This is a genomic window from Variovorax sp. 05T418 (assembly GCF_056396385.1).
In genome coordinates this window covers 373,420-397,251 of record NZ_JBFTLJ010000003.1, presented here as the reverse complement: position 1 = coordinate 397,251, position 23,832 = coordinate 373,420, and the positions used below count along the sequence as shown (strand labels likewise).

At 70.1% G+C, this 23,832-nt stretch carries 24 protein-coding genes and 1 other RNA gene; 15 read left to right on the top strand and 10 right to left on the bottom strand.

Annotation, left to right across the window (positions count from 1 at the left end; translation table 11 throughout):
• Positions 1-79 precede the first annotated feature (79 nt).
• From pyrC to htpX, 4 genes are all read left to right on the top strand, one after another.
• Complete coding sequence (gene pyrC / locus AC1DMS_RS07855) at positions 80-1,111, top strand: dihydroorotase (protein ID WP_018903675.1); 1,032 nt, start codon at positions 80-82, stop codon at positions 1,109-1,111.
• Positions 1,108-1,932 (top strand): NYN domain-containing protein, encoded by an 825-nt coding sequence (locus tag AC1DMS_RS07850; protein WP_018903674.1) that lies wholly within the window; start codon positions 1,108-1,110, stop codon positions 1,930-1,932. Before pyrC ends, AC1DMS_RS07850 begins: the two co-directional genes overlap by 4 nt.
• Positions 1,929-2,669 carry a DUF3025 domain-containing protein gene (locus tag AC1DMS_RS07845; RefSeq protein ID WP_018903673.1) on the top strand — a complete coding sequence of 247 codons (741 nt, stop codon included), beginning with the start codon at positions 1,929-1,931 and terminating at the stop codon, positions 2,667-2,669. The genes AC1DMS_RS07850 and AC1DMS_RS07845 overlap by 4 nt, the downstream gene beginning before the upstream one ends.
• Before the next feature lie 152 nt (positions 2,670-2,821).
• Positions 2,822-3,694: a protease HtpX gene (gene htpX / locus AC1DMS_RS07840; protein ID WP_012746012.1), complete on the top strand. Its 873-nt coding sequence runs from the start codon at positions 2,822-2,824 to the stop codon at positions 3,692-3,694.
• A 78-nt stretch (positions 3,695-3,772) separates the two neighbouring features.
• Here the strand turns inward: htpX and AC1DMS_RS07835 are convergent, their stop codons facing one another.
• The 6 genes from AC1DMS_RS07835 to cysK form a co-directional block, all read right to left on the bottom strand.
• Positions 3,773-4,318, bottom strand: coding sequence for a hypothetical protein (locus tag AC1DMS_RS07835; RefSeq protein ID WP_018903672.1), 546 nt, complete (start codon positions 4,316-4,318; stop codon positions 3,773-3,775).
• Positions 4,315-4,725, bottom strand: a complete 411-nt coding sequence (locus AC1DMS_RS07830) for a hypothetical protein (protein WP_478180843.1) — start codon at positions 4,723-4,725, stop codon at positions 4,315-4,317. Before AC1DMS_RS07830 ends, AC1DMS_RS07835 begins: the two co-directional genes overlap by 4 nt.
• A gap of 178 nt (positions 4,726-4,903) precedes the next feature.
• On the bottom strand, positions 4,904-5,791 hold the full coding sequence (locus AC1DMS_RS07825) for a ProQ/FINO family protein (RefSeq protein ID WP_018903670.1): 888 nt from the start codon (positions 5,789-5,791) through the stop codon (positions 4,904-4,906).
• A 56-nt stretch (positions 5,792-5,847) separates the two neighbouring features.
• Positions 5,848-6,477 carry a flavin reductase family protein gene (locus AC1DMS_RS07820; RefSeq protein ID WP_018903669.1) on the bottom strand — a complete coding sequence of 210 codons (630 nt, stop codon included), beginning with the start codon at positions 6,475-6,477 and terminating at the stop codon, positions 5,848-5,850.
• An 11-nt stretch (positions 6,478-6,488) separates the two neighbouring features.
• Positions 6,489-8,129, bottom strand: coding sequence for an NAD(P)/FAD-dependent oxidoreductase (locus tag AC1DMS_RS07815; RefSeq protein ID WP_369664215.1), 1,641 nt, complete (start codon positions 8,127-8,129; stop codon positions 6,489-6,491).
• A 72-nt stretch (positions 8,130-8,201) separates the two neighbouring features.
• Entirely contained in the window at positions 8,202-9,122 is a 921-nt protein-coding gene (gene cysK, locus AC1DMS_RS07810; protein ID WP_018903667.1) for a cysteine synthase A, read from the bottom strand.
• Between the two features lie 93 nt (positions 9,123-9,215).
• On the opposite strand from cysK, the gene rnpB reads away from it, so the two are divergent.
• The 7 genes from rnpB to AC1DMS_RS07775 all read left to right on the top strand — a co-directional run bounded on the left by rnpB (position 9,216) and on the right by AC1DMS_RS07775 (position 16,078).
• Positions 9,216-9,563: RNase P RNA component class A (rnpB, locus tag AC1DMS_RS07805), an RNA gene on the top strand.
• 103 nt (positions 9,564-9,666) lie between these two features.
• Positions 9,667-10,146: a MarR family winged helix-turn-helix transcriptional regulator gene (locus tag AC1DMS_RS07800; RefSeq protein WP_018903666.1), complete on the top strand. Its 480-nt coding sequence runs from the start codon at positions 9,667-9,669 to the stop codon at positions 10,144-10,146.
• Entirely contained in the window at positions 10,147-12,225 is a 2,079-nt protein-coding gene (locus AC1DMS_RS07795; protein WP_018903665.1) for an FUSC family protein, read from the top strand.
• Positions 12,222-12,428 (top strand): DUF1656 domain-containing protein, encoded by a 207-nt coding sequence (locus tag AC1DMS_RS07790; RefSeq protein ID WP_018903664.1) that lies wholly within the window; start codon positions 12,222-12,224, stop codon positions 12,426-12,428. The genes AC1DMS_RS07795 and AC1DMS_RS07790 overlap by 4 nt, the downstream gene beginning before the upstream one ends.
• A gap of 10 nt (positions 12,429-12,438) precedes the next feature.
• The gene (locus tag AC1DMS_RS07785) at positions 12,439-13,374 is read left to right on the top strand and encodes an efflux RND transporter periplasmic adaptor subunit (protein ID WP_018903663.1); all 936 of its coding nucleotides are present in this window, start codon (positions 12,439-12,441) and stop codon (positions 13,372-13,374) included.
• On the top strand, positions 13,371-14,861 hold the full coding sequence (locus AC1DMS_RS07780; RefSeq protein WP_018903662.1) for an efflux transporter outer membrane subunit: 1,491 nt from the start codon (positions 13,371-13,373) through the stop codon (positions 14,859-14,861). Before AC1DMS_RS07785 ends, AC1DMS_RS07780 begins: the two co-directional genes overlap by 4 nt.
• 2 nt (positions 14,862-14,863) lie before the next feature.
• A complete protein-coding gene (locus tag AC1DMS_RS07775) occupies positions 14,864-16,078 on the top strand; it encodes a multidrug effflux MFS transporter (RefSeq protein WP_018903661.1) in 1,215 nt (404 codons plus the stop codon).
• Between the two features lie 10 nt (positions 16,079-16,088).
• Here AC1DMS_RS07775 and AC1DMS_RS07770 read toward each other — a convergent pair whose 3' ends face one another.
• From AC1DMS_RS07770 to AC1DMS_RS07760, 3 genes are read right to left on the bottom strand one after another with little or no spacing between them, the layout of a single operon-like run.
• Complete coding sequence (locus tag AC1DMS_RS07770; RefSeq protein WP_012746025.1) at positions 16,089-16,637, bottom strand: hypothetical protein; 549 nt, start codon at positions 16,635-16,637, stop codon at positions 16,089-16,091.
• 58 nt (positions 16,638-16,695) lie between these two features.
• Positions 16,696-17,409 (bottom strand): RNA pseudouridine synthase, encoded by a 714-nt coding sequence (locus AC1DMS_RS07765; protein WP_018903660.1) that lies wholly within the window; start codon positions 17,407-17,409, stop codon positions 16,696-16,698.
• On the bottom strand, positions 17,406-19,079 hold the full coding sequence (locus AC1DMS_RS07760) for an MBL fold metallo-hydrolase (protein WP_018903659.1): 1,674 nt from the start codon (positions 19,077-19,079) through the stop codon (positions 17,406-17,408). The genes AC1DMS_RS07765 and AC1DMS_RS07760 overlap by 4 nt, the downstream gene beginning before the upstream one ends.
• A 119-nt stretch (positions 19,080-19,198) precedes the next feature.
• Here AC1DMS_RS07760 and AC1DMS_RS07755 point away from each other — a divergent pair, with 119 nt between their 5' ends.
• Positions 19,199-20,242 (top strand): Bug family tripartite tricarboxylate transporter substrate binding protein, encoded by a 1,044-nt coding sequence (locus tag AC1DMS_RS07755; protein ID WP_012746028.1) that lies wholly within the window; start codon positions 19,199-19,201, stop codon positions 20,240-20,242.
• Here AC1DMS_RS07755 and AC1DMS_RS07750 read toward each other — a convergent pair.
• Entirely contained in the window at positions 20,229-21,185 is a 957-nt protein-coding gene (locus AC1DMS_RS07750) for a DMT family transporter (protein WP_051127990.1), read from the bottom strand. The two genes, AC1DMS_RS07755 and AC1DMS_RS07750, sit on opposite strands and share 14 nt — an antisense overlap.
• 138 nt (positions 21,186-21,323) lie before the next feature.
• On the opposite strand from AC1DMS_RS07750, the gene AC1DMS_RS07745 reads away from it, so the two are divergent.
• From AC1DMS_RS07745 to AC1DMS_RS07735, 3 genes are all read left to right on the top strand, one after another.
• Positions 21,324-22,526: an amidohydrolase family protein gene (locus AC1DMS_RS07745; protein ID WP_369664218.1), complete on the top strand. Its 1,203-nt coding sequence runs from the start codon at positions 21,324-21,326 to the stop codon at positions 22,524-22,526.
• A 116-nt stretch (positions 22,527-22,642) separates the two neighbouring features.
• Entirely contained in the window at positions 22,643-22,927 is a 285-nt protein-coding gene (locus AC1DMS_RS07740; protein WP_018903656.1) for a hypothetical protein, read from the top strand.
• Between the two features lie 54 nt (positions 22,928-22,981).
• Entirely contained in the window at positions 22,982-23,725 is a 744-nt protein-coding gene (locus AC1DMS_RS07735) for a hypothetical protein (protein ID WP_018903655.1), read from the top strand.
• Positions 23,726-23,832: the final 107 nt, after the last annotated feature.

Sequence of the window (23,832 nt, the reverse complement as noted above, 5' to 3'; positions counted from 1 at the left end):
GAAAGGGCAAAGGGATCGAACCGGTGGTGAAGCACGACGTGTGCCAGCCGCAAGGCCGCGATGCGACAATGGCCCTCCCATGACAGACACCCTCACCATCACCCGCCCGGACGACTGGCACCTGCATGTGCGCGACGGCGCCGCCCTCGAAGCCGTGGTGCCGCACAGCGCGCGCCAGTTCGGCCGCGCGCTGGTCATGCCCAACCTGCGCCCCCCTGTGACCACCGCGGCGCAGGCTATTGCCTACCGCGACCGCATCCGCGCGGCGGTGCCGCCGGGCACGGCCTTCGAGCCCGTGATGTCGCTCTACCTGACCGACAAGCTGCCGCCCGAGGAAATCGCGCTGGCCGCGGAAGCCGGCGTGCGCGCGCTCAAGCTCTACCCGGCCGGCGCCACCACCAACAGCGATGCCGGCGTGACCGACATCCGCCACACCTACAAGACGCTCGAAGCCATGCAGAAGCACGGCCTGCTGCTGCTGGTGCACGGCGAGGTCACCGACCCGGCGGTCGACCTGTTCGACCGCGAGGCCGTCTTCATCGACCGCGTGATGATCCCGCTGCGCCGCGACTTCCCCGAGCTCAAGGTGGTGTTCGAGCACCTCACCACCCAGGAGGGCGCCCACTACGTGCGCGATGCCAACCGCTTCACGGCCGCCACCATCACCGCGCACCACCTGCTGTACAACCGCAACGCCATCTTCACCGGCGGCATCCGCCCGCACTACTACTGCCTGCCCGTGCTCAAGCGCGAGACGCACCGCGTGGCGCTGGTCCAGGCGGCCACGAGCGGCAGCGACCGCTTCTTCCTGGGCACCGACAGCGCGCCGCACCCGGCCCACCTGAAGGAACATGCGCTCGGCTGCGCCGGCTGCTACACCGCGCTGACCGCCATCGAGCTCTATGCCGAGGCCTTCGACAGCGTGGACGCGCTCGACAAGCTCGAGGGCTTCGCGAGCTTCCATGGCCCCGACTTCTACGGCCTGCCGCGCAACAGCGGCACCATCACGCTGAAGCGCGAAAGCTGGACCGTGCCCGAGACCGTGCCCTACGGCGACGCCACGCTCAAGCCGCTGCGCGGTGGTGAAACCATCGGCTGGAGACTCGCATGACGCCCGCGCTGCGGGTGATGCTGCTGATCGATGCCGACAACGTCTCGGCCGACGTGATCGAGCAGGCCGTGCAGCGGACCCTGGCCGAGCACGGCGCGGTTCATGTGCGCCGCGCCTATTGCAACGCCGAAACGGCGCTCAAGCAGCAGGCGCTGTTCAAGCGGCTGTCGGTGCGGCCGATGGTCAACCTCTCGGCCGGCAAGAACAGCACCGACATCGCGCTCGCGGTCGATGCGCTCGACCTCGTGATCGCCGAGCGCCCCGACGTGGTGGTGCTGGTGTCTTCCGATTCCGACTTCGCGCCGCTCGTGATCCGGCTGCGCGAAAAGGGCTGCCGCGTCTGCGGCCTGGGCCAGCAGGGCAAGACCGGCGAGGAGACCGTGGCGGTCTACGACGAGTTCACCGACCTGCAGCACCACGGCGCGCCGGTCGCGCCCCGCACCGCGCCGGCGAAGAAGGCCGCGGCCAAGGTGGCCGCGAAGCGTGCGCCGGCCAAGACGGAAAAGACCGCGAAGAGTGCGGCCACGCAGCCGGCCCGCAAGGCCGCGGCCAAGGCCCCGGCCCGAAAGACCGCCAAGGCAGCAGCGAAGCCGCCCGCGCCGCAGCCGCCCTCCGAGGCCGCCGAATTCATCCTGCGCGCGGCACCCGCGCTGCGCAGCGGTGCCGACGTGCCGCTCAACGACGTGGCCCAGGCGCTGCGCGCGGCCGGGCTGCTCGGCAAGCACGGCAGTTCGCTCAAGCTGTTCGACAAGCTCCCGGCGGAGTTCGCCGTGCTGCAGCACCCCGACCGCATCCGCTGGACCGGAGCCGCCGCGCCTTGAGCCTGGCGGCGGTCGACTGGGCGCAGCCCTGGCTCGCGCCTTACCGCGCCATCGGCCAGGCGGCGGCGCAGGCGGCACTCCACAGCCCGGTCGCAGCCGCGCTGCAGCGGCAAGCGGCGCCCGATTCCAGGCCCGCCTTCGTGCCGCAGTCGGCGCTGTCCGCGGGGCAGGCCTATGAGGCCCACATCTTCCAGACCGGCACCGTGCCGACGCGCGACAACCTGCACGACTTCTTCAACGGCCTCGTCTGGCTCGCCTTTCCGGAGGCCAAGCGCCGCCTCAACGAACTGCAGGCCGCCGAGATCGCCCGCGCGGGCATCGGTGCCACGCGCGGCCCGCTGCGCGATGCGCTCACGCTGTTCGATGAGAACGGCGCCGTGCTCGATGCGCCCGAGCCGCTGTGGCGGGCGCTCGCCGCGCGCGACTGGCACACGCTCTTCGTGACGCAGCGCGCGCTGTGGTCCGGGGCGCGCCTCTGGGTGTTCGGCCATGCGCTGCTCGAGAAACTCGCCGCGCCGCGCAAGGCGCTCACCGCGCATGTGCTGCGGCTGCCGGCACCGGCTGCGGGCGGTTCGGCGGCGTCCTGCGACGGGGCGCTGGCGCGCAGCCTCGCGCCGGATCACCTGGCGCAAAAGCCCTTTGTTCCGCTGCCCGTGCTCGGCGTGCCGGGCTGGTGGGCCGGCAACGCGGCGGCGAATTTCTACGACGATCCCAAGGTCTTCAGGCCCGGTCCGTAGAACTTTTGCTCCTATCATCGCTCTACCCGCAAGCCGCGGTGCGGCTCCTCCAGAACCCCAACAACACAGGAAGAGCGCCATTTCCTGCACGGCTTGAAGGGGGCCATCCGGTCCTCATCTAGGCGGCAGCATTCCCCCACGGAGAATTCAACTTGAAACGTATCCTTCTGTTCGTTTTGACCAATGTGATGGTCGTTGCAGTGCTCGGCATCGTCGCCAGCCTGCTCGGCGTCAACCGCTTTCTGACGGCCAACGGGCTGAACCTCACGGCGCTGCTCGGCTTCGCGCTCGTCATGGGCTTTGGCGGCGCGATCATTTCGCTCCTGATCAGCAAGCCCATGGCCAAGTGGACGACCAAGCTGCACATGATCGACAACCCCCAGTCGCCGGACGAGGCCTGGATCGTCGGCACGGTGCGCAAGTTTGCCGACAAGGCCGGCATCGGCATGCCCGAGGTCGGCATCTTCGAGGGCGAGCCCAATGCCTTCGCGACCGGCGCGTTCAAGAACTCGTCGCTGGTGGCGGTGTCCACCGGCCTGCTGCAGAACATGACGCGCGAAGAAGTCGAGGCCGTGATCGGCCACGAAGTGGCGCACATCGCCAACGGCGACATGGTCACCATGACGCTGATCCAGGGCGTGATGAACACCTTCGTCGTGTTCCTCTCGCGCGTGATCGGCTATGCGGTCGACAGCTTCCTGCGCCGCGGCGACGACCGTTCGTCGGGCCCGGGCATCGGCTACTACGTGAGCACCATCGTGCTGGACATCGTGCTGGGCTTTGCCGCCGCCATCGTGGTGGCGTGGTTCTCGCGCCAGCGCGAATTCCGCGCCGACGCCGGCTCGGCCGCGCTCATGGGCCAGAAGCAGCCGATGATGAACGCACTCGCGCGCCTGGGCGGCCTGCCGGCCGGCGAACTGCCCAAGGCGGTGGAAGCCATGGGCATCACGGGCAGCATCGGCAAGCTCTTTGCCACGCACCCGCCGATCGAAGAGCGCATTGCGGCGCTGCAGAACGCGCGCTGAGCACTGCGCGAAGGCATGAAAAAAGGGGCTGGTGATTCACCAGCCCCTTTTTCATTCACTGAGCAGTCGATCGCTCGATCAGAGATTGAGCGCCGCGACGGCTTCCAGGCCCTGCTTGATGTTGTTGCGTGCGGCACCTTCCACCGACATGCGCAGGCGGGTCGTGCCGACGAGCGAATCGAAGGCGCCACCCGTGTAGGTCGACTTGATGACCTGGCGCATCGCCACCGACTTGTCAGAGGTCTTGATGAGCGACCAGCCCGCTTCCATGTCGACCGTGAACGCGGCGCCGAACATGGGCTTGGTCAGCTTGACGATCGAGACCGAGAGTTCGTAGTCGCCGCTCTTGCCCTTGACGACTTCCTTGAACAGGGTCGATTGCGTCACCGCCTTCTCGATGGCGGCAGCCAGGTCCTCGTTGGCGATATCCGAGCTCCACAGCGGATTCGTTTCATTGCCGCCGCCGGTCTTCACCGACAGCGAGTAGGGCAGCTTCTTGCTCGAGGCGATGCTGGTGGGCGTCATGGCCTCCCGGTTGGCTGACGAAGCGCAGCCCGCGAGCACGACGACGATGGAGAGAACGGCCAGGGCGCTTGCGCGGCGAAGGGTGGCGGTGCTGATCATTTGGATTTTTCCGATTCTTTGAAGATGTTGCCGACCACCTCGTCGACCATTTCCGGCGGCGAGAGGCGTGTGAGGGAGGAGTGGAGCGAGTTGCCGGTGGCCAACGGAAAGTCGGACTTGGGCTCGCGGACCGTGACGGTGAGCTCGAACAGGTACATCGTGATGTCCCACATCCACTTGTCGACGTACGTCACGACTGCATCGACCTTCTCGGGCGGCTTGGCGTCCTCCGACACCTCGTACCCGCGTTTTCGCAGATTGCTCGCGATCAGTTTCTGGACCGTGCCGTCTTCACCCTCAAGCTTCCTGACCTGCACCACGCGCAGCTTGTCGAGGTTTGCCGAAGGGTCGACGGTGGCTGTTGCGCGGTTGACGGCGCAGCCGCTCGCGAACACGGAAACAGCCACGGCTGCGAGAAGCAGCCTGATGACTCTTTTCAAATTAACTTCTCCTCCGCCCGGAATGGGCCGGAGGAATGTAGCTGGAAATGTATGAAAACGTTTCTTGAACGCCGGTTCCAGCGAAAAATTTCGCCGCGCTGCGGTCAGACTGCACAGTTGCGGCTTGCCGGCCGCTACGGGGCGTTCAATTGCCGGTGGCGGCGGGCTGGTCGGACCCGGTGGCGTCCGGCGCCGCTGCGGCGGCAGGCGCGGCGGTCTCGGCCGCAGCCTGCGCCCGCTTGTTGTCGTCACGCGCCCGTTGCAGCGTGCGTGCGACCTCGCCGGCATCCATGCCGTACATCTCGGCGAACTCCTGCTCGCTGCTGCGGCCGCTGGCCTCGAAGGCGCGCAGCAGCGCCTCGCGCTTGGCGGCCTGGCGGGCGAGCTCGGCCAGCGCTTCGTCGAGCACGGCGTTGGTTTCCTCGTCGCGCGAGCGCACCAGCACCGCGTAGGCCTCGCGGTCCAGGCCCGAGGCTTCCACGGCGCGGGCGATGCGCGCCACCAGCTGCGGGCGCAGGTCCTCGCCGGGGTTGCGCTGCACGCGGCGGCGGTGCAGTTCGAGGATCGCGTGGTGCACATGCTCGGGCGCGACCGGCTCCACCGCGTTGCCGTCGAGGTCGTGGCGCGCAAGGCCCGCGGCCACCGCCTCGAGATAGCGCGTGGAGCGTGCGTGCAGGCCCAGCGCAACCTTCAGCTCGTCCTTCTTGAAATCGTCGGGGTGCTTCTCGAGCAGGTCCTGGAACACGCCGAGCTTGAGCGGCAGGAAGCGCGCGCCGAACATGTTGGGGTACAGCTCGAACAATTTCTCCAGCGCCGGGTGCACCTTGCGCGCGCGCTGCGGCTGTGGCTGTTGCGCGGCCTGCCTGGGCTTCTGCTTTTGTTGTTGCTGCTGCTGCCGCGGCTGGCGCGGCGCGCGGGGCGGGCGGGCGCCGGCCTTCGGCTGCTGCTGCGACTGGTGCAACTGGGCGGTGCCCTCGGCTTCCGCCGGCTGGACTTCCTGGATTTCTTCTTGGGGCGTGGCGGTGTCGGTCATCGGTCGGTTCTTGTCAGGTTGGCTGGCAGCGGCGGAGAAAAATGGATTCCGCGCATTCAGCGCGGGCGGAACATCTTGAAGAGATTGTCGGGGCTGATCTCGAAGTAATCAGCCGGGCCGCCGCCGCGCAGGATGGGCTGCGCCGCGGCGGTGTCGTAGATGCCGTTCTTCAGCAGGTGGCGCGCAATGTGCACGCCCACCACTTCGCCGAGGATCAGCCAGGTGGGCACCGGCACGCCGTCCACGCCCTCGAGCTGCAGCAGCTGCGTGAGCCGGCATTCGAAGGACACCGGGCTCTCGGCCACGCGCGGCACCGCAATGTGGCGCGACGCCGCGGGCGTGAGGCCGGCGAGCTCGAACTCGTTCACCTCGGGCGGCACCGCGGCGCACGACTGGTTCATCTGCTCGGCCAGCGGGCGGGTGGCCAGGTTCCAGCCGAACTCGCGTGTCTGGCGGATGTTGTGCAGGCTGTCCTTGGCGCCGATGCTCGCAAAGCCCACGATGGGCGGCGTGTAGTTGAAGGCGTTGAAGAAGCTGTAGGGCGCGAGGTTGAGCGCACCGTTTTCGTCCTGCGACGAGATCCATCCGATCGGCCGCGGGCCGACCATGGCATTGAACGGATCGTGCGGCAGGCCGTGGCCCTTGGCGGGTTCGTAGAAGTGGAAATCGTCGTTCGGCACGGCCATGGGTTCCTTGCTCATGTTCCGGCGACGCTGCGCGCCACCGCTTCGGCCACCTTGATGCCGTCGACGCCAGCCGACAGGATGCCGCCCGCGTAGCTCGCGCCTTCGCCGGCGGGGTAGAGGCCGCGCACGTTGAGGCTCTGGAAGTCGTCGCCGCGCGTGATGCGGATCGGCGAGGAGGTGCGCGTTTCCACGCCGGTGAGCACCGCATCGTGCAGGTCGAAGCCCTTGATCTTGCGGCCGAAGGCGGGGAAGGCTTCGCGCATCGCCTCGATGGCGTAGGCCGGCAGCGCCTGGTGCAGGTCGGTGGGCGTGACGCCGGGCTTGTACGAGGGCGTCACGCTGCCGAGCGCGGTCGAGGGCCTGCCCGCGATGAAGTCGCCCACCAGCTGGCCGGGCGCGCGGTAGTCGCCGCCGCCGAGCACGAAGGCGTTCGACTCGAGTTCGCGCTGCAGCGCGATGCCGGCAAGCGCATCGCCCGCGGTTTCGGGCGTCCAGCCGGGAAAGTCGCGCGGGTCGATGCCCACCACGATGCCCGCGTTGGCGTTGCGCTCGTTGCGCGAATACTGGCTCATGCCGTTGGTGACCACGCGGCCGGGCTCGCTGGTGGCCGCCACCACGGTGCCGCCGGGGCACATGCAGAAGCTGTAGACCGAGCGGCCGTTGCTTGCGTGGTGCACCAGCTTGTAGTCGGCCGCGCCGAGCAGCGGATGGCCCGCATGGCGGCCCCAGCGCGCGCGGTCGATCAGGCCCTGCGGATGCTCGACGCGAAAGCCGATGGAAAAGGGCTTGGCCTCGATGTGCACGCCGCGCGCGTGCAGCATGGAAAAAGTGTCGCGCGAGCTGTGGCCGAGCGCCATCACCACGTGGTCGGCGCGCAGCTCGCTCGTTTGGCCGGTGGCCTGGTCGAGCACGGTGAGGCCGCGAATCTGGCCGTCTTCGATCTGCACGTCGGTCACGCGCTGCTCGAAGCGGATCTCGCCGCCGAGCGAGACGATCTGCTCGCGGATGTTCTCCACCACCTTCACCAGCTTGAAGGTGCCGATGTGCGGATGCGCGACGTAAAGGATCTCCGGCGGTGCGCCGGCCTTGACGAACTCTTCCATCACCTTGCGGCCGAGGAAGCGCGGGTCCTTGATCTGGCTGTAGAGCTTGCCGTCCGAGAAGGTGCCGGCACCGCCTTCGCCGAACTGCACATTCGACTCGGGGTCGAGCACGCTCTTGCGCCACAGGCCCCAGGTGTCGCGGGTGCGCTGGCGCACGGTCTTGCCGCGTTCGAGCACGATGGGCTTGAACCCCATCTTCGCAAGCATCAGCGCCGCGAAGATGCCGCAGGGGCCGAAGCCGATCACCACCGGCCGGGGCGCGCCTTCGGGTGCCTGCGCGGGCGGCGTGTAGCGCATGTCGGGCGCGGCCTGGATGTGCGGATGCGCAGCGTGCTTCGCGAGCAGTGCGGCTTCGAGCCCGGCGTCGGCCAGCTGCACGTCGGCGATGTAGACCGTGAGCAGGTCGGCCTTGCGCGCGTCGAAGCTGCGCTTGAAGACGGTGTGGGAAGCGATCGCTTCGAGCGGGACGTCCAGCGTCCGGGCGATCAGGGCGGCCAGCGCCTCGGGGGCGTGGTCCAGCGGGAGTTTGAGTTCGGAGATTCTCAGCATGTCATGGGGCTTGTGGTTATCAAGCAGGCCACGGATTTTACGCGCCGAGGCGCTATGAAAGAGATAGCTGGGTCAGGCCGGCAAAAAGCCTTCGACCGAGAGATAGCGCTCGCCCGTGTCGTAGTTGAAACCCAGCACCACCGCATCGGGTGCCAGCGAGGGCAGCTTCTGCGCGATGGCCGCGAGCGTGGCGCCCGAGGAAATGCCCACCAGCATGCCTTCCTCGACCGCGCAGCGGCGGGCCATTTCGCGCGCCGGTTCGGCGTCGACCTGCAGCACGCCGTCGAGCAGCGAGGTGTCGAGGTTCTTCGGGATGAAGCCCGCGCCAATGCCCTGGATCGGGTGCGGCGAGGGCTGGCCGCCCGAGATCACCGGCGAGGCCACCGGCTCCACCGCGAACACCTGCAGCTTCGGCCACTTCTTCTTGAGCACCCGCGCCACGCCCGTGATGTGGCCGCCGGTGCCCACGCCGGTGATCAGCACGTCGATGCCGTCGGGGAAGTCGGCCGCGATTTCCTCGGCCGTGGTGCGCACGTGCACGTCGATGTTGGCGGGGTTGTTGAACTGCTGCGGCATCCACGCGCCCGGCGTGCCGGCCACGATTTCCTCGGCGCGCGCAATGGAGGCCTTCATGCCGCCCGCGCGCGGCGTGAGGTCGAAGGTGGCGCCGTAGGCCAGCATGAGGCGGCGGCGCTCCACCGACATGCTGTCGGGCATCACGAGGATCAGCTTGTAGCCCTTGACGGCCGCGACCATGGCCAGGCCGATGCCGGTGTTGCCCGAGGTGGGCTCCACGATGGTGCCGCCGGGCTTCAGCGCGCCGGACTTCTCGGCGTCTTCCACCATCGACAGCGCGATGCGGTCCTTGATGGAGCCGCCGGGGTTGGCGCGCTCGGACTTGATCCACACCTGCTGCTTCGCATTGCCGAACAGGCGGTTGATGCGGATGTGCGGCGTGTTGCCGATGGTCTGGAGGATGTTCTGGGACTTCATGGGATCTCCTTGGGCTTTTGTCGGGGCAGTCGAAGCGCCATTGTGGAGCGGACGGCCGGCGCCCGCGAGGTATCGAGCGATAATCCCCGGCGTGAAGCACGCCAGACCGCCGCTGGTGCAAGCCCGCAAGGGGCGACGCCGCAAGGCGCCGCGTCGAAAGACCGCACTGGAGGAACGTCCGGACTGCACAGGACAGCGCAGGAGTTAACGACTCTCCACCGTGAGGTGAGGATCAGAGCAACAGAGACGAGCCGATTCAGTTCGGGTGAAACGGGCAATCTCTGCGCGCAGCAACACCAAGTAGGCCAGTATCGAGGTGGTTCCGCTGAGCTGGCGGGTAGGTGGCATCGAGCCGTTTGGCGACAAGCGGCCCAGAGTAATGGCGGTCACGTTGGGGGCAACTCCAACGCACAGAATCCGGCTTATCGGCGGGCTTCACACTTTTCTTCTTTCTTGATTTCCCCCTGGGGTTCTTCCATGGGGCGCTGCAGTGCTGCGGCTTTTCTCCTAAAATAGATAGCAAGCTAACTAATTTGAGAGAGCCATGGCCCACGTCTCGAAGACCCGCGAAGCCGCGCTGATGTCGCTCGGCATGGCGCTGTCGCCGCTGCAGCGCGGCTACCGGGCCGCGGCCGACAAGGCGGTGGCGCATGTCGGGCTTTCGCAGTCGCTGGCGTGGCCGATCGTGATGATCGGCCGCCTGCACGGCGGCGTGCGCCAGGGCGTGCTTGCCGAGGCGCTGGGCATCGAGGGGCCTTCGCTGGTGCGCTCGATCGACCAGCTGGTGGAGGCCGGCTTCGTGGAGCGCCGCGAAGACCCGGCCGACCGCCGCGCCAAGACGCTGCATCTCACGCCGGCCGGCGAGGCCGCCTGCCAGCCCATCGAGGCCGCGCTGCGCGGCATGCGCGCCACGCTGTTCGAAGGCGTGGCCGACGAGGACATCGCCGCCTGCCTGCGCGTGTTCGCGGTGCTGGGCGAGCGGCTCGGCCGCGCTGCGCCGGGGCCGCAGGAAGGACGCAGGTAGATGGCCGCCTTCCGGCTGCCGCGCTTCAGCCGCGCGGAGCTTCTCTTTTCTGCCAAGAGCTTTGCCGCCGCGATGCTGGCCATGTACCTGGCCAGCCGCGCCGGCCTGCCGCGTCCGTTCTGGGCCTTGATGACCACCTACGTGGTGGCCCATCCGCTGGCCGGCGCGGTGCGCTCCAAGGCGCTCTACCGCTTCTGCGGCACCTTGATCGGCTGCGTGGCCACGGTGCTGCTGGTGCCTGCCTTGTCGAACGCGCCGGAGCTGCTCACGCTGGTGCTCGCGCTGTGGGTGGGCCTGTGCCTGTGCATTTCGCTGTTCGACCGCACGCCGCGTTCCTATGTCTTCATGCTGGCGGGCTACACCGCCGCGCTGATCGGCTTTCCTTCGGTGCAGACGCCGCTCGCGCTGTTCGACACCGCGGTGGCGCGGGTGGAGGAAATCGGCCTGGGCATCCTGTGCGCCACGCTGGTCCACAGCATTGCGTGGCCCACGGGCCTGGCGCCGACCGTGCTGGGCCTGCTCGACCGCACGCTGCAGGACGCGCGCCAGTGGCTCGGCGACCTGCTGCAGTCCGCCGGACGCCGCGCCGATGCCGATCCGCAAACGCTCGCGGCCGACCGCCGCCGCCTGGCCGGCGACATCACCCAGCTGCGGCTGCTGTCCACCCACGTGCCGTTCGACACCACGCACCTGCGCTGGACCGCCGGCGCGATCCGCGCCATGCAGGACCGCGTGGCCGCGCTCACGCCCGCGCTGTCGGCCGTGGAGGACCGGCTGCTGGCGCTGGAACAGGCCGAAGGCGCGCTGGCGCCGGACGTCGCCGCGGTGCTCGCGCAGGCCGCGCAATGGCTGCAGGAAGACGATGCAGCGAGCGCGCAGTCGCTGCAGCTGCTGCGCCGCTCGATCCAGGCGCTGGGCGCGACGCCGCAGCACAGTCCCTGGAGCCGCGCCTTGCGCATCGGGCTCGCGGGCCGGCTTGAGGAACTGGTCGAGGGATGGCGTGCCTGCGCGCGGCTGCGCATGGACATCGACGAGGGCCTCCAGGGCGCGCTTGCGCCGCGCCGCACGGCCGCGCTCGGCAGCCGCGTGCTGCACCGCGACCACGGCATGGCGCTGCTGTCGGCGCTGGCCGCGGTGCTTGCCATCTGCCTGTGCGGCGCCTTCTGGATCGTGACGGGCTGGCCCATGGGCTCGGCCGCCACCATGATGGCCGCGGTCTTCTGCTGCTTCTTCGCGACCATGGACGACCCGGTGCCCGCGATCCACGGCTTCCTGAAGTACACGCTGTGGTCGATTCCTGTCTCCGCGCTCTATGTGCTGGTGCTGATGCCGCTGGTGCAGGACTTCGGCATGCTGGTGGCGGTGTGCGCGCCGGCCTTCCTGCTGCTGGGCGTCTACATGGCGCGGCCGGCGCATTTCATGGCGGCCATGGCGCTGCTGTTCGGCGTGGCCGGCACGCTGGCCATGCACGACACCGCCAATGCCGACCTGGTGAGCTTCATCAACAGCATGCTCGGGCAGGTCATCGGCGTGGTGGTTGCCGCGCGCGTCACGCGGCTGGTGCGCTCGGTCGGCGCCGACTGGAGCGCGCGGCGCATCCAGCGCGCCACCTGGCGCGAGCTCGGCGAGATGGCCGGCGCTGCGCAGCGCCAGGGCGCGCAGGGCGACGCCTACGCCGTGCGCATGCTCGACCGCATCGGCCTGCTCGCACCGCGCATCGCGCAGGCCGGCGGCAGCATCGAGGGCGTGGCCGCCAACGACGCGCTGCGCGACCTGCGCACCGGCGCCGACATCGACGTGCTGCAGCGGGTGCGCACGCAGCTGCCGCCGGCCTCGGCCTCGGCGCTCCTGGGCGGCATCTCGCAGTTCTTCCGCCAGCGCGGCAGGGGCCGCATGCAAGCGCGCCCCGCCAGCCTGCTGCCGCAGATCGACGAGGCGCTGTCGGCCGTGCTTGGCGCGCAGCATGCGCCGTCATCCGCATCGCGCAGCGCAGTGACCGCGCTGGTGGGCCTGCGCCGCAATCTCTTTCCCGATGCACCGCCGCGCCTGGCCGCGGCCGGACAAGGAGCCTCCAGATGATTGGCGAAGCAAGTTTCTACGGCCTCTACCTGCCATGGCTGCTGGTGCTGGCCGGCGTTGCGCTGGCCGCCCTCTGGGGCGTGCGCCATCTGCTGGCCCTGGCCGGCCTCTACCGCTGGGTGTGGCACCCCGCGCTGTTCGACATGGCGCTTTATCTGCTGCTGCTCTACGGCATCAGCCGTGCGGCGTCCTTCCTTCAATGACGAGATCCAGATGAAAGCCCCTCTTTCCACCGACAGCTCCTGGCCGATGCGCCTCGGGCGCATTCTTCTCACCGCGGCCGTGGTGGCGGCCGCCGCATGGGCCGGCTTGCAGCTCTGGGACCACTACGAGCTCGCTCCCTGGACGCGCGACGGCCGCGTGCGCGCCAACGTGGTCCAGATCGCGCCGGACGTTTCCGGCCTGGTCACCGCGGTGCCTGTGCGGGACAACCAGGCCGTGCAGGCCGGGGCCCTGCTGTTCGAGGTGGACCGCGCGCGCTACGACCTTGCCGTGCGCCAGGCCCAGGCCGCGCTGGCGGCGCAGCGTGCCGCCAGCGCGCAGGCGCAGCGCGAGAACGCGCGCAACACGGGGCTGGACGCGCTGGTGTCGCAGGAGACCCGTGAACAGACCCGCGCCCGCGCGGAGCAGGCGCGCGCCGCCGTCGCGCAGGCCGAGGTGGCGCTCGATGCGGCGCGCCTCAACCTGCAGCGCGCCGAGGTGCGCGCGCCGGCCGACGGCCTGGTGACCAATCTCGACCTGCGCACCGGCAGCTATGCATCGGCCGGACGGCCGGTGCTGGCGCTGGTCGATGCGCATTCGTTCTTCGTCGAGGGCTACTTCGAGGAAACCAAGCTGCCGCGCATCCACCTGGGCGACCGCGTGCGCGTGACGCCGATGGGCGGTGGCGCGGTGCTCGAAGGCGCGGTCGACAGCGTGGCCGCCGGCATTGCCGACCATGACCGCTCGACCAGCGCCAACCTGCTGCCCAGCGTGAACCCGACCTTCAACTGGGTGCGGCTCGCGCAGCGCATTCCGGTGCGCATCAGGCTCGATCCGCTGCCGCAGGGCGCACGGCTCGTGGCCGGCCAGACCGTGACCGTGCAGGTGCTCGAGCATCCGCCGGCGCGCAACGCCGGTGCACCGGCCGCCGAGCCGAAGAAGGGATGAGCGCCATGTGCCGTCTTGCATTTCGCATGGCTTCGCTCGCGGTTGCGGCGGGGCTCGCGGCTTGCGCGGCCGTCGGCCCCGACTACCGCCAGCCGCCCGAGGCACTGGCCAGCCAGCCCGGCGCCACGCGCCCGTTCGCCGAGGTGCCCGCCAACGCCGCGCCGCTGCCCGCGCACTGGTGGCGGCTGTACCACGACCCGCTGCTGGACCGGCTCGTCACGCAGGCCCTCGCGCACAACACCGACCTGCGGCAGGCGGTCGCAAACCTGGAGCGCGAGCGCGCCATCGAGGCCGAGGTTGCCGGCGGCCAGCGCCCCACGCTCGGCGTGAGCGGCGGCCCTTCGTTCGGCCATGCGTCGGGCCTGTCGATGCTGCAGAAGGGCTATGAGCCGCCGAGCCGCTTCAACTACAGCGCGGCTGCCTCCCTGTCCTACCAGGTCGACCTGTTCGGCCAGATACGCCGCAGCATCGAAGCCGCGGGCGCCAACGCCGAGGCCGCCGCGGCCGCGCTCGACCTCGTGCGCGTGAACGTGGCCGCGGGCACCGCGCGCGCCTACGCGCAGGCCTGCTCGACCGGACTGCGCCTGCAGATCGCGCAGAAATCCGTCGCGCTGCAGCAGGACGCCCTGAACGTCACCGAGCGCCTGCAGCGCGCGGGCCGCGCCGGTGCCATCGACGCCAACCGAGCGCGTGCGCAGCTGGAGCAGCTGAATGCCGCGCTGCCGCCGCTGCAGGCCGAGCGCCAGGGCGCGCTCTACCGCCTGGCCACGCTGACCGGCGCCCTGCCGCAGGACTTCCCGCGCGAGGTGGCCGGCTGCACCGTGCCCCCGCGCGTGGCCGGCACGCTGCCGGTGGGCGATGGCGCGGCCCTGCTGCGGCGCCGCCCGGACATCCGCCAGGCCGAGCGCAGCCTGGCGGCCTCCACCGCACGCATCGGCGTGGCCACGGCCGATCTCTATCCGAAGGTGACGCTGGGGCTCTCGGCCTCGTCGGCCGGGCCAGCCAGCGATTTCGGCCGCAAGGACACCATTGGCTGGAGCATGGGCCCGCTGATCTCCTGGACCCTCCCCAACACCGGCATCGCGCAGGCCCGCATCGCCCAGGCCGAGGCCGGCACGCGCGCCGCGCTCGCGAAGTTCGACGGCACCGTGCTGACCGCATTGCGCGAAACCGAGACCGCGCTCGGCACCTATGCGCGCGAGCTCGACCGCCGCGCCGCGCTGCAGGCTTCGCGCGACGAAAGCGCCAAGGTGGCCGCGCAGGCGCGCCAGCTCTACCAGGGCGGCCGCACCGCGTACCTCGAGGCGCTCGATGCCGAACGTTCGCTGGCCGCGAGCGACGCGGCGCTCGCGGCCAGCGAGGCGCAACTGGCCGACGACCAGGTGGTGCTGTTCATGGCGCTTGGCGGCGGCTGGGAGCCGGACGATGGCACCGGCCTTGCGGCCAACGAAGCCGCGCCCGCGTCCACCTCCGTCAAGGCCCGCTGACCATGGCCGCTGCCGCACTTTCCTCCACGCCGCGCCGGCATGCGCCGCTGTGGCTGCTGGCGCTCGTCACCTTCAGCGGCACGCTCGCCATGCACATCTTCGTGCCCGCGCTGCCCGTTGCTGCGCAGGGCCTGGGCGCCGGCATGGGCGCGATGCAGATGACCGTGAGCCTCTACATCCTCGGCCTGGCCGTGGGGCAGCTCGCCTACGGCCCGCTGGCCGACCGCTACGGCCGCCGCCCGGTGCTGCTGTGCGGGCTTGCGCTCTATTCGGCCGCGGGGCTTGCTGCGGCGCTCGCACCCGATGTCCATGCGCTCATCGCCGCGCGGCTGTTCCAGGCCATGGGCGGCTGCGCGGGGCTGGTGCTGGGGCGCAGCATGGTGCGCGACACCGCCGAGCCGCAGGAAGCCACGAAGCGCCTCGCGCTCATGAACCTCATGGTCACGGTCGGCCCGAGCATTGCACCGCTGCTCGGCGGCGCGCTGGCCAGCGCTTTCGGCTGGCGCTCGATCTTCCATGCGCTGTTCGCGCTCGGCCTCACGGGCCTCGTGTTCGCATGGAGGCTGCTGCCCGAGACCGGCATGCCGGGCATGCGCGTCGAAGGCCGGGTGTTGGCGCGCAACTACCGCCTGCTGCTCGCGTCGCCCGCGTTCCTCGGCTTTTCGATCGGCGGCGGCTGCGCCACCACGTCGATGTATGCCTTCATCGCGTCGGCACCCTTCATCTTCGTCGACCAGCTGCATCGCCCTGCGCACGAGGCCGGCATCTACCTTGCGATATTGGTGTCGGGCGTGTGGCTTGGCAGCTTTCTCACCAGCCGCCTGATCGTGCACGCGAACCTCGACCGGCTCATGACGCGCGCCAACCTGCTGAGCTGCGCTGCGGCCTTCGTTCTGCTGGGCGCAGCGCTCGCGCAGCGGCTGTCGGTGCCGCTCATCGTGGCGGCGATGTTCCTCTACACCGTGGGCGCGGGCATGGCTTCGCCGGCCGCGCTCACGCGCGCCATCGGCGTCAATCCGCTCGTGATCGGCTCGGCTTCAGGGCTCTATGGCGCCACGCAGATGGCGGTGGGCGCCGCATGCACCGCGCTGGCGGGGCTGGGGCACCGCAACCCCGCGATGGCGGCGGCGCTGGTGCTGGCCGGTGCCAGCATCGTGGCGCAGGCCTCATTCGCGGTGGCGCTGCGCGCGCAGAAGAGGGCGGAGGCGGCTGCGTAGCCTGCGCGCGTCAGCGCGTGAAGAGCCAGCCGCCCCTGGGCTGGCGCGTCAGCTCATGCCGCCGGACCGAGCGCTCCTCGCCGTCGTCGCCCACGTACACCACTTCGAAGCGCAGCCGCTTCGGCGACACCATCTTCCAGTTCTGGATGCGCTTGACCGTCACGCAGGCGGTCTTGTCGTGGTACTGCATATCGGCCATCGGCCCGCCCTGGAAGCCGGTGCCGTCGAACAGCCGGCCCGGCGCCGCGAACGGGCTGAGCACGGCGCCGTTGCGCGCGGTGATGCAGCCTTCGGTCCGCACGAAGGATTCGATGGTGGGCGCCGCGCTTTGCACCACCTTGGCCACGGCCGGCGTGGGCGGCTTGGTCACGATGGCTTCGCGGATGCGTTCCACCTGCTCCTCGGTGATCGGCGCGAGCCCGCTGGGCGACACGACCGGCGGCGGTGCCGGCGGTGGCGGCGGCGCGTACGAGGGCAGCAATGGCGCGAGATAGCTGCAGCCTGCCAGCGCCAAAGGGGCGGTGCAGGCGAGTGCGGCGGTCCGGGTTCCGAACTTCATGGATGGGTCTCCTGTCGTCGATTCCTCTTCGGGCCTCTTGCGTGCCTCTTCTTCGATGTCAAAAGCGTTCGTGCGGTGAAAGATAGCGCCACTGGCCGGGCTCCAGCCCCGCCAGCGGCACGCGGCCGATGCGGATGCGCCGCATGGCCAGGATGCGCAGGCCGGCTTCGTCGCACAGGTGCGCGATCTGCCCGGGCCGCGCGCCCTTGAGCGCAAAGCGCAGGCCGGTCTGCTCGTCGGCCTGGCGGCCGATGCTCACGCGCGCGGGCGACCGCTCGAAGCGCGCGAGCTGCTCGGGGCTGAGCTTGCCGGCCACGTCGACCATCACCTCGTGTTCGAGCACGCCCGCGTCCTCCTGCAGCTTGCGCTCGATGCGCCATTCCTGGGTGTAGACGACGAGGCCGCTGGCGCCGGTTTCGAGTGGCGTCATGCAGCGCTGCGCCTTGGCGTGCGCGGGCAGAAAGCGCATGCCCGCGCGCTCGGGCTCGTGGTGGTTGGCGGCCACCAGCAGCCGGTGCGCGGTGTCGGTGGCCATGCCGGCCGGCTTGTGCAGCAGCAGGGTGACGGGCACCACCGGCTCCGGCTTGGCGCCGGGCTCGATCTCGACCTTCTGACGATCGTGCACGCGCGACTGCGGCAGCAGCGCCGGCACGCCGTCGACACGCACCGCGCCGTTCTCGATCAGCAGCTCGGCCTCGCGCCGCGAGCAGCCCGCGATGGCGGCCACGCGCTTGGCCAGGCGGATGCCTTCTTCTTCGGCCGCGCGGCTCATGGCGCGGAGGCCCGTTGCCGGATGCGCGCCACGTGCGCGGCCAGCGATCGGGCGGCCACCGGCCACATGCGCTCGGGCACGTCGTCGTAGGCCAGCGGCAGCCAGTCGTCCGGCGTGCCCTGGGGCAGCCTTTGCATGGCCGCGGCGATCTTGGCTTCGCGCTTCAGGCGGTGCGCCTTCAACTGCGCGATGGCGCTGCGTGCGCTGCCGATGACATGGCCGTGCGCGGGCAGGATGAAATCGATGCCGCCGGCCTCGCAGGCCGCATCGAGCTTGTCGAGCGAATCGAGGTACGCGTTCATGTCGCCGTCGGGCGGATCGACCACCGTGGTGCTGCCGTTCAGGATGTGGTCGCCGGAGAACAGGAGTCCGTCTTCCTCGAGCACCAGGCACAGGTGGTTGGCGGCGTGGCCCGGCGTGTGGATGGCGCGCAGCGTGTGGCTGACAGGTTCGCCTTCGGCCGTGGTGCCGCTGAGCACCAGGCGCTCGCCGTCGCGCAGTTCGCGCTCCGCGGCAAAGCGCGCCGACGAACGCGCGGTGGGCGCCGAAGACAGCCCGAGGATCGGCGGCTTCTGCTTGCACAGCGCCTGCAGCGGCGCCGCGCCGGGCGAATGGTCGGCATGCGAATGGGTGCACACGATCATGCGGATGTTTCCTTCGGTGGCACGCCACAGCCGGTCGATGTGGGCCGCGTCGTTCGGGCCCGGGTCGATCACGAGGTAGCCCGTGGCCGCATCGCCCACGATGTAGCTGTTGGTGCCCGGGCCGGTCATGGCGCCGGGGTTGGGCGCGGTCAGGCGCTGCACGTTCCTGAGCAGCGGCACGGCGCGCTCGCTCTGCCAGTCGAGCGCATGCAGCAGCTGCCCGTCGGGACACACCAGCGCGAGCTCGCCGTACGGCGAATCGCTTTCCATGTAGCGCGCGTCCTGGCCGCGCAGCAGGCCCGCGCGCGGGCAGCTGGTCCACAGCGGCTGCTCGGCGCCGCCCCGGGGAGCGCAGGCCTGCAGCACCGCGTCCACGCTGGCATAGGCCGCGAGCCGCTGCAGCGTGCGCACGGTCGGAAAGATCATGAAGAAGCTGCCTGCCGCGTGGCGCGCCAGCGCATCGGCCGGCCGCACCCAGCAGGGCTCGAACTGCTCGCTCTCGTCGGCCGTGGGCACCTGGCCCTCGGGCATGCGCGCCACCAGGAAAGGCACGTCGAAGCGCTTGGGCAGGTCGCGGTCGGTGATCCAGTGCGCGAGGGTGAACACCTGGTCGCAGGCAAGCACCAGCCCGCGCGTGGCGCATTGCTCGGCAAAGGACACGGGCGACGCGGTGCTGCGGTCCATCGAGGCGATGTCCTGCGCGCTCACGGGCCGGCCGTCGGCATGGCGCGCGAGCAGCACGCCAAGCTCCTCGAAGCCTTCGCGGATCGCCGCAATGGCCTGCGTGAGCTGCAGGCTGCTCTGGGTGGGCCGCCGTGCGGCGATGCGCGCGGCGGCTTCATCGGCTGCATCGATCTGCCCGCCGGGGAACACATAGGCGCCTGGCGCGAAGCTTGCGGTGCCGGAGCGGCGCGTCATCAGCACTTCGATGCCGGCCTCTGAATCGCGCAGCAGCAGCACGGTGGCTGCCGCGCGCACGGGCGCGGGCTCGCGTGCGGGGTGGAGTTGTTGGGTGGGACGGACCATGCGGCGATTATGGAGAGATCGCTCGATGCGGTTGCGTGCCGCATAAGCTCATACCGGATCGGGCATGAACCGCGCGCCACAATCCCGGGCTGCACCGCCCGCATCGAGGAAAGACATTCATGATCCATTCTCCCTTCACTCGCCACCTCAGGTTCTCGTCGTCGTTCTTCGCGCGGCGCCTGCGCCCGGCCTTGCTGCTGGCAGGCGCCGCCCTGGGTGCGGCCGCATCGTCCGCTGCGTTTGCGCAGGGCGACTGGCCGCAGCAGCCGGTCACGCTGATCATGGGTTTTCCGGCCGGCTCGGGCGTCGACGTGGTGGCCCGCGCCATCCAGGAGCCGCTCGCGCGGCAGCTCGGAAAGCCCGTGATCATCGACTACAAGTCAGGCGCGGCCGGCAACATCGCGAGCGAGTACGTGGCCCATGCCAAGCCCGACGGCTACACGCTTTCGTTCGGCACCGCCGCCACGCATGGCAGCAACGCCGCGCTCTACAAGAAGCTGCCGTTCGACGTGGAGGCCGACTTCGTGCCGGTGGCGCCGGTGCTCGACGTCTCGAACGTGCTCACCGTCAACCCGGAGGTGATCAACGCCAGGACCTTGAAGGAGTTCGTTGATCTCGTCAAGGCCAACCCCGGAAAGTACAACTATGCGTCTACAGGCAACGGCGCCGGCACGCACATGGCCTTTGCCGAGTTCAATTCGCGCCTCGGATTGAACATGGTGCACGTGCCCTACAAGGGCGGGCCCGAGGCCATCACCTCCGTGGTGCGCGGCGAGACCTGCTGCATCATGAACCAGGTGCAGACGGTGCTGCCGCACTACAAGGCCGGCAAGGTGCGCCTCCTGGGCGTGACCACCGCCGCGCCGGTGGCCGCGGTCAAGGAGGTGCCGACCATCGCCTCCAGCGGCCTTCCGGGCACCAAGGGCTTCGACAGCTCGATCTGGTTCGGCATCTTCGCGCCCAAGGGCACCGACGCGCAGATCGTCGACAAGCTCAACGCCGCCGTGAAGGCGGTGCTCGAGCAGCCCGAGATCCGCGAGCGCTTCGAAAGCCAGGGCAACACCGTGCGCATCGAATCGCCCGCGCAGTTCAAGAAGACGGTGCACGACAACCGCGTGAAGTGGGCCGAGGTGGCCAGGGCTGCGAACATCAGCATCGATTGAGGGGGCGCCGCGGCTGCGGCGCCGGGGTGCCGCCGCGTGCTGGCACCGTCATCGCGACCACGCCCGCCACGATGCACGCGAGCCCGGCCCACGCGGTGGGCGAGAGCGCTTCGCCCAGGAACACCACGCCGATCATCACGCCGATGGGCACGCGCAGGTAGGCCTGCGCGGCGGTCGACATCGGCCCCAAGGTCTTGATGAGCCGGAAGTAGATCGTGAAGGCGAGGGCCGTGGAGAGCACCGCGAGCGCCAGCACGGCAATCATCGACGCGGCCGATGGCGCGAGCGTCCACGGCCGGTCGATCGCGAGGCTCGCGGGCAGCAGCATCGCCGCGCCGCAGAGCAGCGAGCCTGCGGCGGGCACCATCGGATCGAGTCCCTTGAACACGCGGCCGAACATGGCCGCGCAGCCGTAGCAGACGGCTGCCGCCACCAGTCCCAGTTGGGCGAGCAGCGAATGCCCGAGCCCGTGCAGCGCCTCGACGCCGACGATCATGCAGATGCCCGCGAGGCCCGCCGCCACGCCGAAGAGCCGGCGCAGCGTCGGCTTCTCCGCACCGCCCACGCCCAGGCCCAGCAGGAAGATGAAGATCGGCGAGGTCGAGTTGAGGATGGTGGCAAGCCCGGCATCCACGCTGCGCTCGGCCCACGCGATGAGCGTGAACGGCAGCACGCTGTTGAGGCAGGCCTGCAGCGCGAAGCGGCGCCACATTGCGGGCTCCCGCGGCAGCCGCACGCCGCGCAGGCGCAGCAGCGCGAGCAGCAGCAGGCCGGCGATCAGCGTGCGCGCCGCGATCAGCGTCACGGGCGGCAGCGTCTGCACGCCGATCTTGATGAAGGTGTAGGAGGCGCCCCAGCAGGTGGCGAGCACGGCGAGCAGCATCCATTCGAAGGCGATGCGGGGAGCGGGCTTGGCGGCGGCGGCGAGCGGGGTCGTTGGCATGGTGCGTCGATCATCGAGCGTTCGCAGCGCGGACACTTCGGCCTGCAACGAAACGTGCGCGTGGTGACCGCGGGCCCGAATCTGGGTACGCTGCGCACGGCCCTGATCCCCACGCATTCAACGACCGACCGACCTTCCATGCCTTCGCTCCTGATCCGCAACGTGCGCCCCATGGGCGCTTCCCCCGTCGATGTGCTGGTGCGCGATGGCCGCATCGCGAAAGCCGGCGCCGCGCTGTCCGCGCCCACCGATGCAACGGTCGAGGAGGGCGGCGGCGCCTTGCTGCTGCCCGGCCTGGTCGAAGGCCACACCCACCTCGACAAGACGCTGTGGGGCATGGACTGGTACCGCAACGAGGTCGGCACCAAGCTCATCGACAAGATCGAGAACGAGCGCGCCTTCCGGCATGCGAGCGGGCATGACGCGGCCGCCCAGTCGCTGGTGCTGGCCAAGGCCTTTCTCGCGCGCGGCACCACGCGGCTGCGCACGCATGTCGACGTCGACACGCAAGCAGGCCTGCGCCATCTCGAAGGCACGCTGCGCACGCGGCAGACGCTCTCGGAGGTGCTGCAGATCCAGGTCGTCGCGTTTCCGCAGTCGGGCCTGCTGGGCCGGCCGGGCACGGCCGAGCTGCTTGGCCAGGCGCTCGCGCAGGGCGCGGATGTGCTGGGCGGCCTTGACCCCTGCGCGATCGACGGCGACCCGGTGCGCTCGCTCGATGTGCTCTTCGGCATTGCCGACAGGCACCAGCGCCCGCTCGACATCCACCTGCACGAGCCCGGCGCCATGGGCGCGTTCTCGCTCGAGCTGATCCTGCAGCGCACCGAGGCGCTGGGCATGCAGGGCAAGGTCGCGGTGAGCCACGGTTTCTGCCTGGGCGACCTGGCCGAGCGCGAGCGCGACGCATTGCTCGCGCGCATGGCCAGGCTCGGCGTGGTGCTGGTCACCAGCGCGCCGCCATCGCGCAGCGTGCCGCCGCTCATGGCCTGCCGCAAGGCCGGCGTGACGGTGCTCGGCGGCAACGACGGCATCCGCGACACCTGGTCGCCCTACGGCAACCCCGACATGCTGGAGCGCGCGATGCTGATCGGCATGCGCTACAACCTGCGCCGCGACGACGAGATCGAGGTGGCGCTCGACACCGTCACCCACGCCGGCGCGCGCGGCTGCGGCTTCGAGGCCTATGGCCTGGACGCCGGTTGCCGCGCCGACCTGGTGCTGGTCGATGCGCAGACGGTGGCCGAGGCCGTGGTCGCGCGGCCGGTGCGCAGGCTGGTGGTGGCGGGCGGCCGTGTCGTGGCGCGCAACGGCGTGCTGCAGGCCGAGGTGGCGTCGTTGTAGCCGCGCCGCCATGTGCGCCCTCGGCCTACGCGAAAGTCCGCTGCCGGCTGTAGGGCGCCGGGCCGACGCCGGGAGAGTCTTCGCGGCCAACCCCATCCTCGAACGAAAGGCTTTCCATGCGCGCCAATGACAAATTGCTGTCCGGACCCGTTGCCGATCAACTGACGCCGCTGGAAATTTCCCAGGCCGTGCTCCAGGGCGAAGAAAACCCGAACACCGCGCGGCCGCTCACGCCGCTCGAGCAGGCCGCCACGGGCATAGCAACGGGCAGCGGACAACGCTCGCCGCTGGCCCGCATGCTGTGCAGCCCCGCGGTGGCCTGGGGTGCCGCAGCCATGGCGGGCCTGGGCCTGCTCGCCGCGCTGGCCCATGCGAAGCGGGAGCCCACGCTCCGGCCCTGACGCCGCCGGCGGCGACCGCGGGCAGGCGCAACCCGCCTCACTACACTGCTGCGGATGAGCCTTTCCCCTGCACCGCATCGCGTGCGAGAAGACCGCCTCGTTTCCTACTTCCTGAGCGGCGATGCCATGCGCAGCCGCAGCGTGAGCGATGTGGTGCTGTCGGGCAGGGTCGACGTGCCCGTGCCTCCCGCGCGCCTGGTCGCGGATTGGGAGCGCGAGGTGTCCTCGCGCCTGGCGCTCGAACCCGGCGACGTCGAGCCCTTGCCGCTGGCGCGCGCGCGTGCGCGCTGGCCGGACTACCGGCGCTGCGTGCAGGCGATGTCCGACTGGACGCGCACCATCGGTTGGCCCGAAGCGCTGCTTGCCTCCAGCGAAGTCGCCCTCATGGCCTGCCGCGGCGCCCGCTACCACCATGACGGCGCGCAGTACGGCGGCGCGGCCTTCTGCAATCTGTTCCTCAGCGAAGACAGGCAGCTGGATGTGCACTTTCCGTTGACGGGCCACCGGATTCCGCTCGCCCGCGGCACGGTCCTGGTGTTCGACACCGGCCAGCCGCACGCCGTTGTCGAGCGCGGCCGCAGCGGCTTCGACGCGGCACGCTTCGCGCCCGGGCGCGACTGCACCCAGGTGTTCCTGAGCTGGGAGCTTCCGATCGAGGATGCGCATGTCGGGCGCGCGCTTCGCATTGCCTTCGACGTCGATGCGCCGACCGCCTCGCAGCTTGATGAAGAGCAGGTCCGCGTCAACGGCGAGCCGGCGAGTCTCTGCCCCGAGTCCGGCCGCTGGCGCCGCGGCTGAGCATCGCGCGAGCGCGGGCCCGGCTGCAGTTTTTCGTAGTCCTTCGCACGGGCTGTAGAACGTTTGGATTCGGCGGGTTTTCCTTGTAGACGATGCAGGCGCCGAGC

Bases quoted from the DNA above. Each gene is read 5' to 3' on its own strand.
- AC1DMS_RS07755 (WP_012746028.1), top strand. From the start codon at position 19,199: ATGATCCATTCTCCCTTCACTCGCCACCTCAGGTTCTCGTCGTCGTTC.
- AC1DMS_RS07740 (WP_018903656.1), top strand. From the start codon at position 22,643: ATGCGCGCCAATGACAAATTGCTGTCCGGACCCGTTGCCGATCAACTG.
- AC1DMS_RS07800 (WP_018903666.1), top strand. From the start codon at position 9,667: ATGGCCCACGTCTCGAAGACCCGCGAAGCCGCGCTGATGTCGCTCGGC.
- AC1DMS_RS07795 (WP_018903665.1), top strand. From the start codon at position 10,147: ATGGCCGCCTTCCGGCTGCCGCGCTTCAGCCGCGCGGAGCTTCTCTTT.
- AC1DMS_RS07785 (WP_018903663.1), top strand. From the start codon at position 12,439: ATGAAAGCCCCTCTTTCCACCGACAGCTCCTGGCCGATGCGCCTCGGG.
- AC1DMS_RS07820 (WP_018903669.1), bottom strand. From the start codon at position 6,477: ATGGCCGTGCCGAACGACGATTTCCACTTCTACGAACCCGCCAAGGGC.
- cysK (WP_018903667.1), bottom strand. From the start codon at position 9,122: ATGAAGTCCCAGAACATCCTCCAGACCATCGGCAACACGCCGCACATC.
- AC1DMS_RS07850 (WP_018903674.1), top strand. From the start codon at position 1,108: ATGACGCCCGCGCTGCGGGTGATGCTGCTGATCGATGCCGACAACGTC.
- AC1DMS_RS07735 (WP_018903655.1), top strand. From the start codon at position 22,982: ATGAGCCTTTCCCCTGCACCGCATCGCGTGCGAGAAGACCGCCTCGTT.
- pyrC (WP_018903675.1), top strand. From the start codon at position 80: ATGACAGACACCCTCACCATCACCCGCCCGGACGACTGGCACCTGCAT.
- AC1DMS_RS07760 (WP_018903659.1), bottom strand. From the start codon at position 19,079: ATGGTCCGTCCCACCCAACAACTCCACCCCGCACGCGAGCCCGCGCCC.
- AC1DMS_RS07780 (WP_018903662.1), top strand. From the start codon at position 13,371: ATGAGCGCCATGTGCCGTCTTGCATTTCGCATGGCTTCGCTCGCGGTT.
- AC1DMS_RS07770 (WP_012746025.1), bottom strand. From the start codon at position 16,637: ATGAAGTTCGGAACCCGGACCGCCGCACTCGCCTGCACCGCCCCTTTG.
- AC1DMS_RS07790 (WP_018903664.1), top strand. From the start codon at position 12,222: ATGATTGGCGAAGCAAGTTTCTACGGCCTCTACCTGCCATGGCTGCTG.
- AC1DMS_RS07750 (WP_051127990.1), bottom strand. From the start codon at position 21,185: ATGCCAACGACCCCGCTCGCCGCCGCCGCCAAGCCCGCTCCCCGCATC.
- AC1DMS_RS07815 (WP_369664215.1), bottom strand. From the start codon at position 8,129: ATGCTGAGAATCTCCGAACTCAAACTCCCGCTGGACCACGCCCCCGAG.
- AC1DMS_RS07765 (WP_018903660.1), bottom strand. From the start codon at position 17,409: ATGAGCCGCGCGGCCGAAGAAGAAGGCATCCGCCTGGCCAAGCGCGTG.
- AC1DMS_RS07745 (WP_369664218.1), top strand. From the start codon at position 21,324: ATGCCTTCGCTCCTGATCCGCAACGTGCGCCCCATGGGCGCTTCCCCC.
- AC1DMS_RS07835 (WP_018903672.1), bottom strand. From the start codon at position 4,318: ATGATCAGCACCGCCACCCTTCGCCGCGCAAGCGCCCTGGCCGTTCTC.
- AC1DMS_RS07825 (WP_018903670.1), bottom strand. From the start codon at position 5,791: ATGACCGACACCGCCACGCCCCAAGAAGAAATCCAGGAAGTCCAGCCG.
- AC1DMS_RS07775 (WP_018903661.1), top strand. From the start codon at position 14,864: ATGGCCGCTGCCGCACTTTCCTCCACGCCGCGCCGGCATGCGCCGCTG.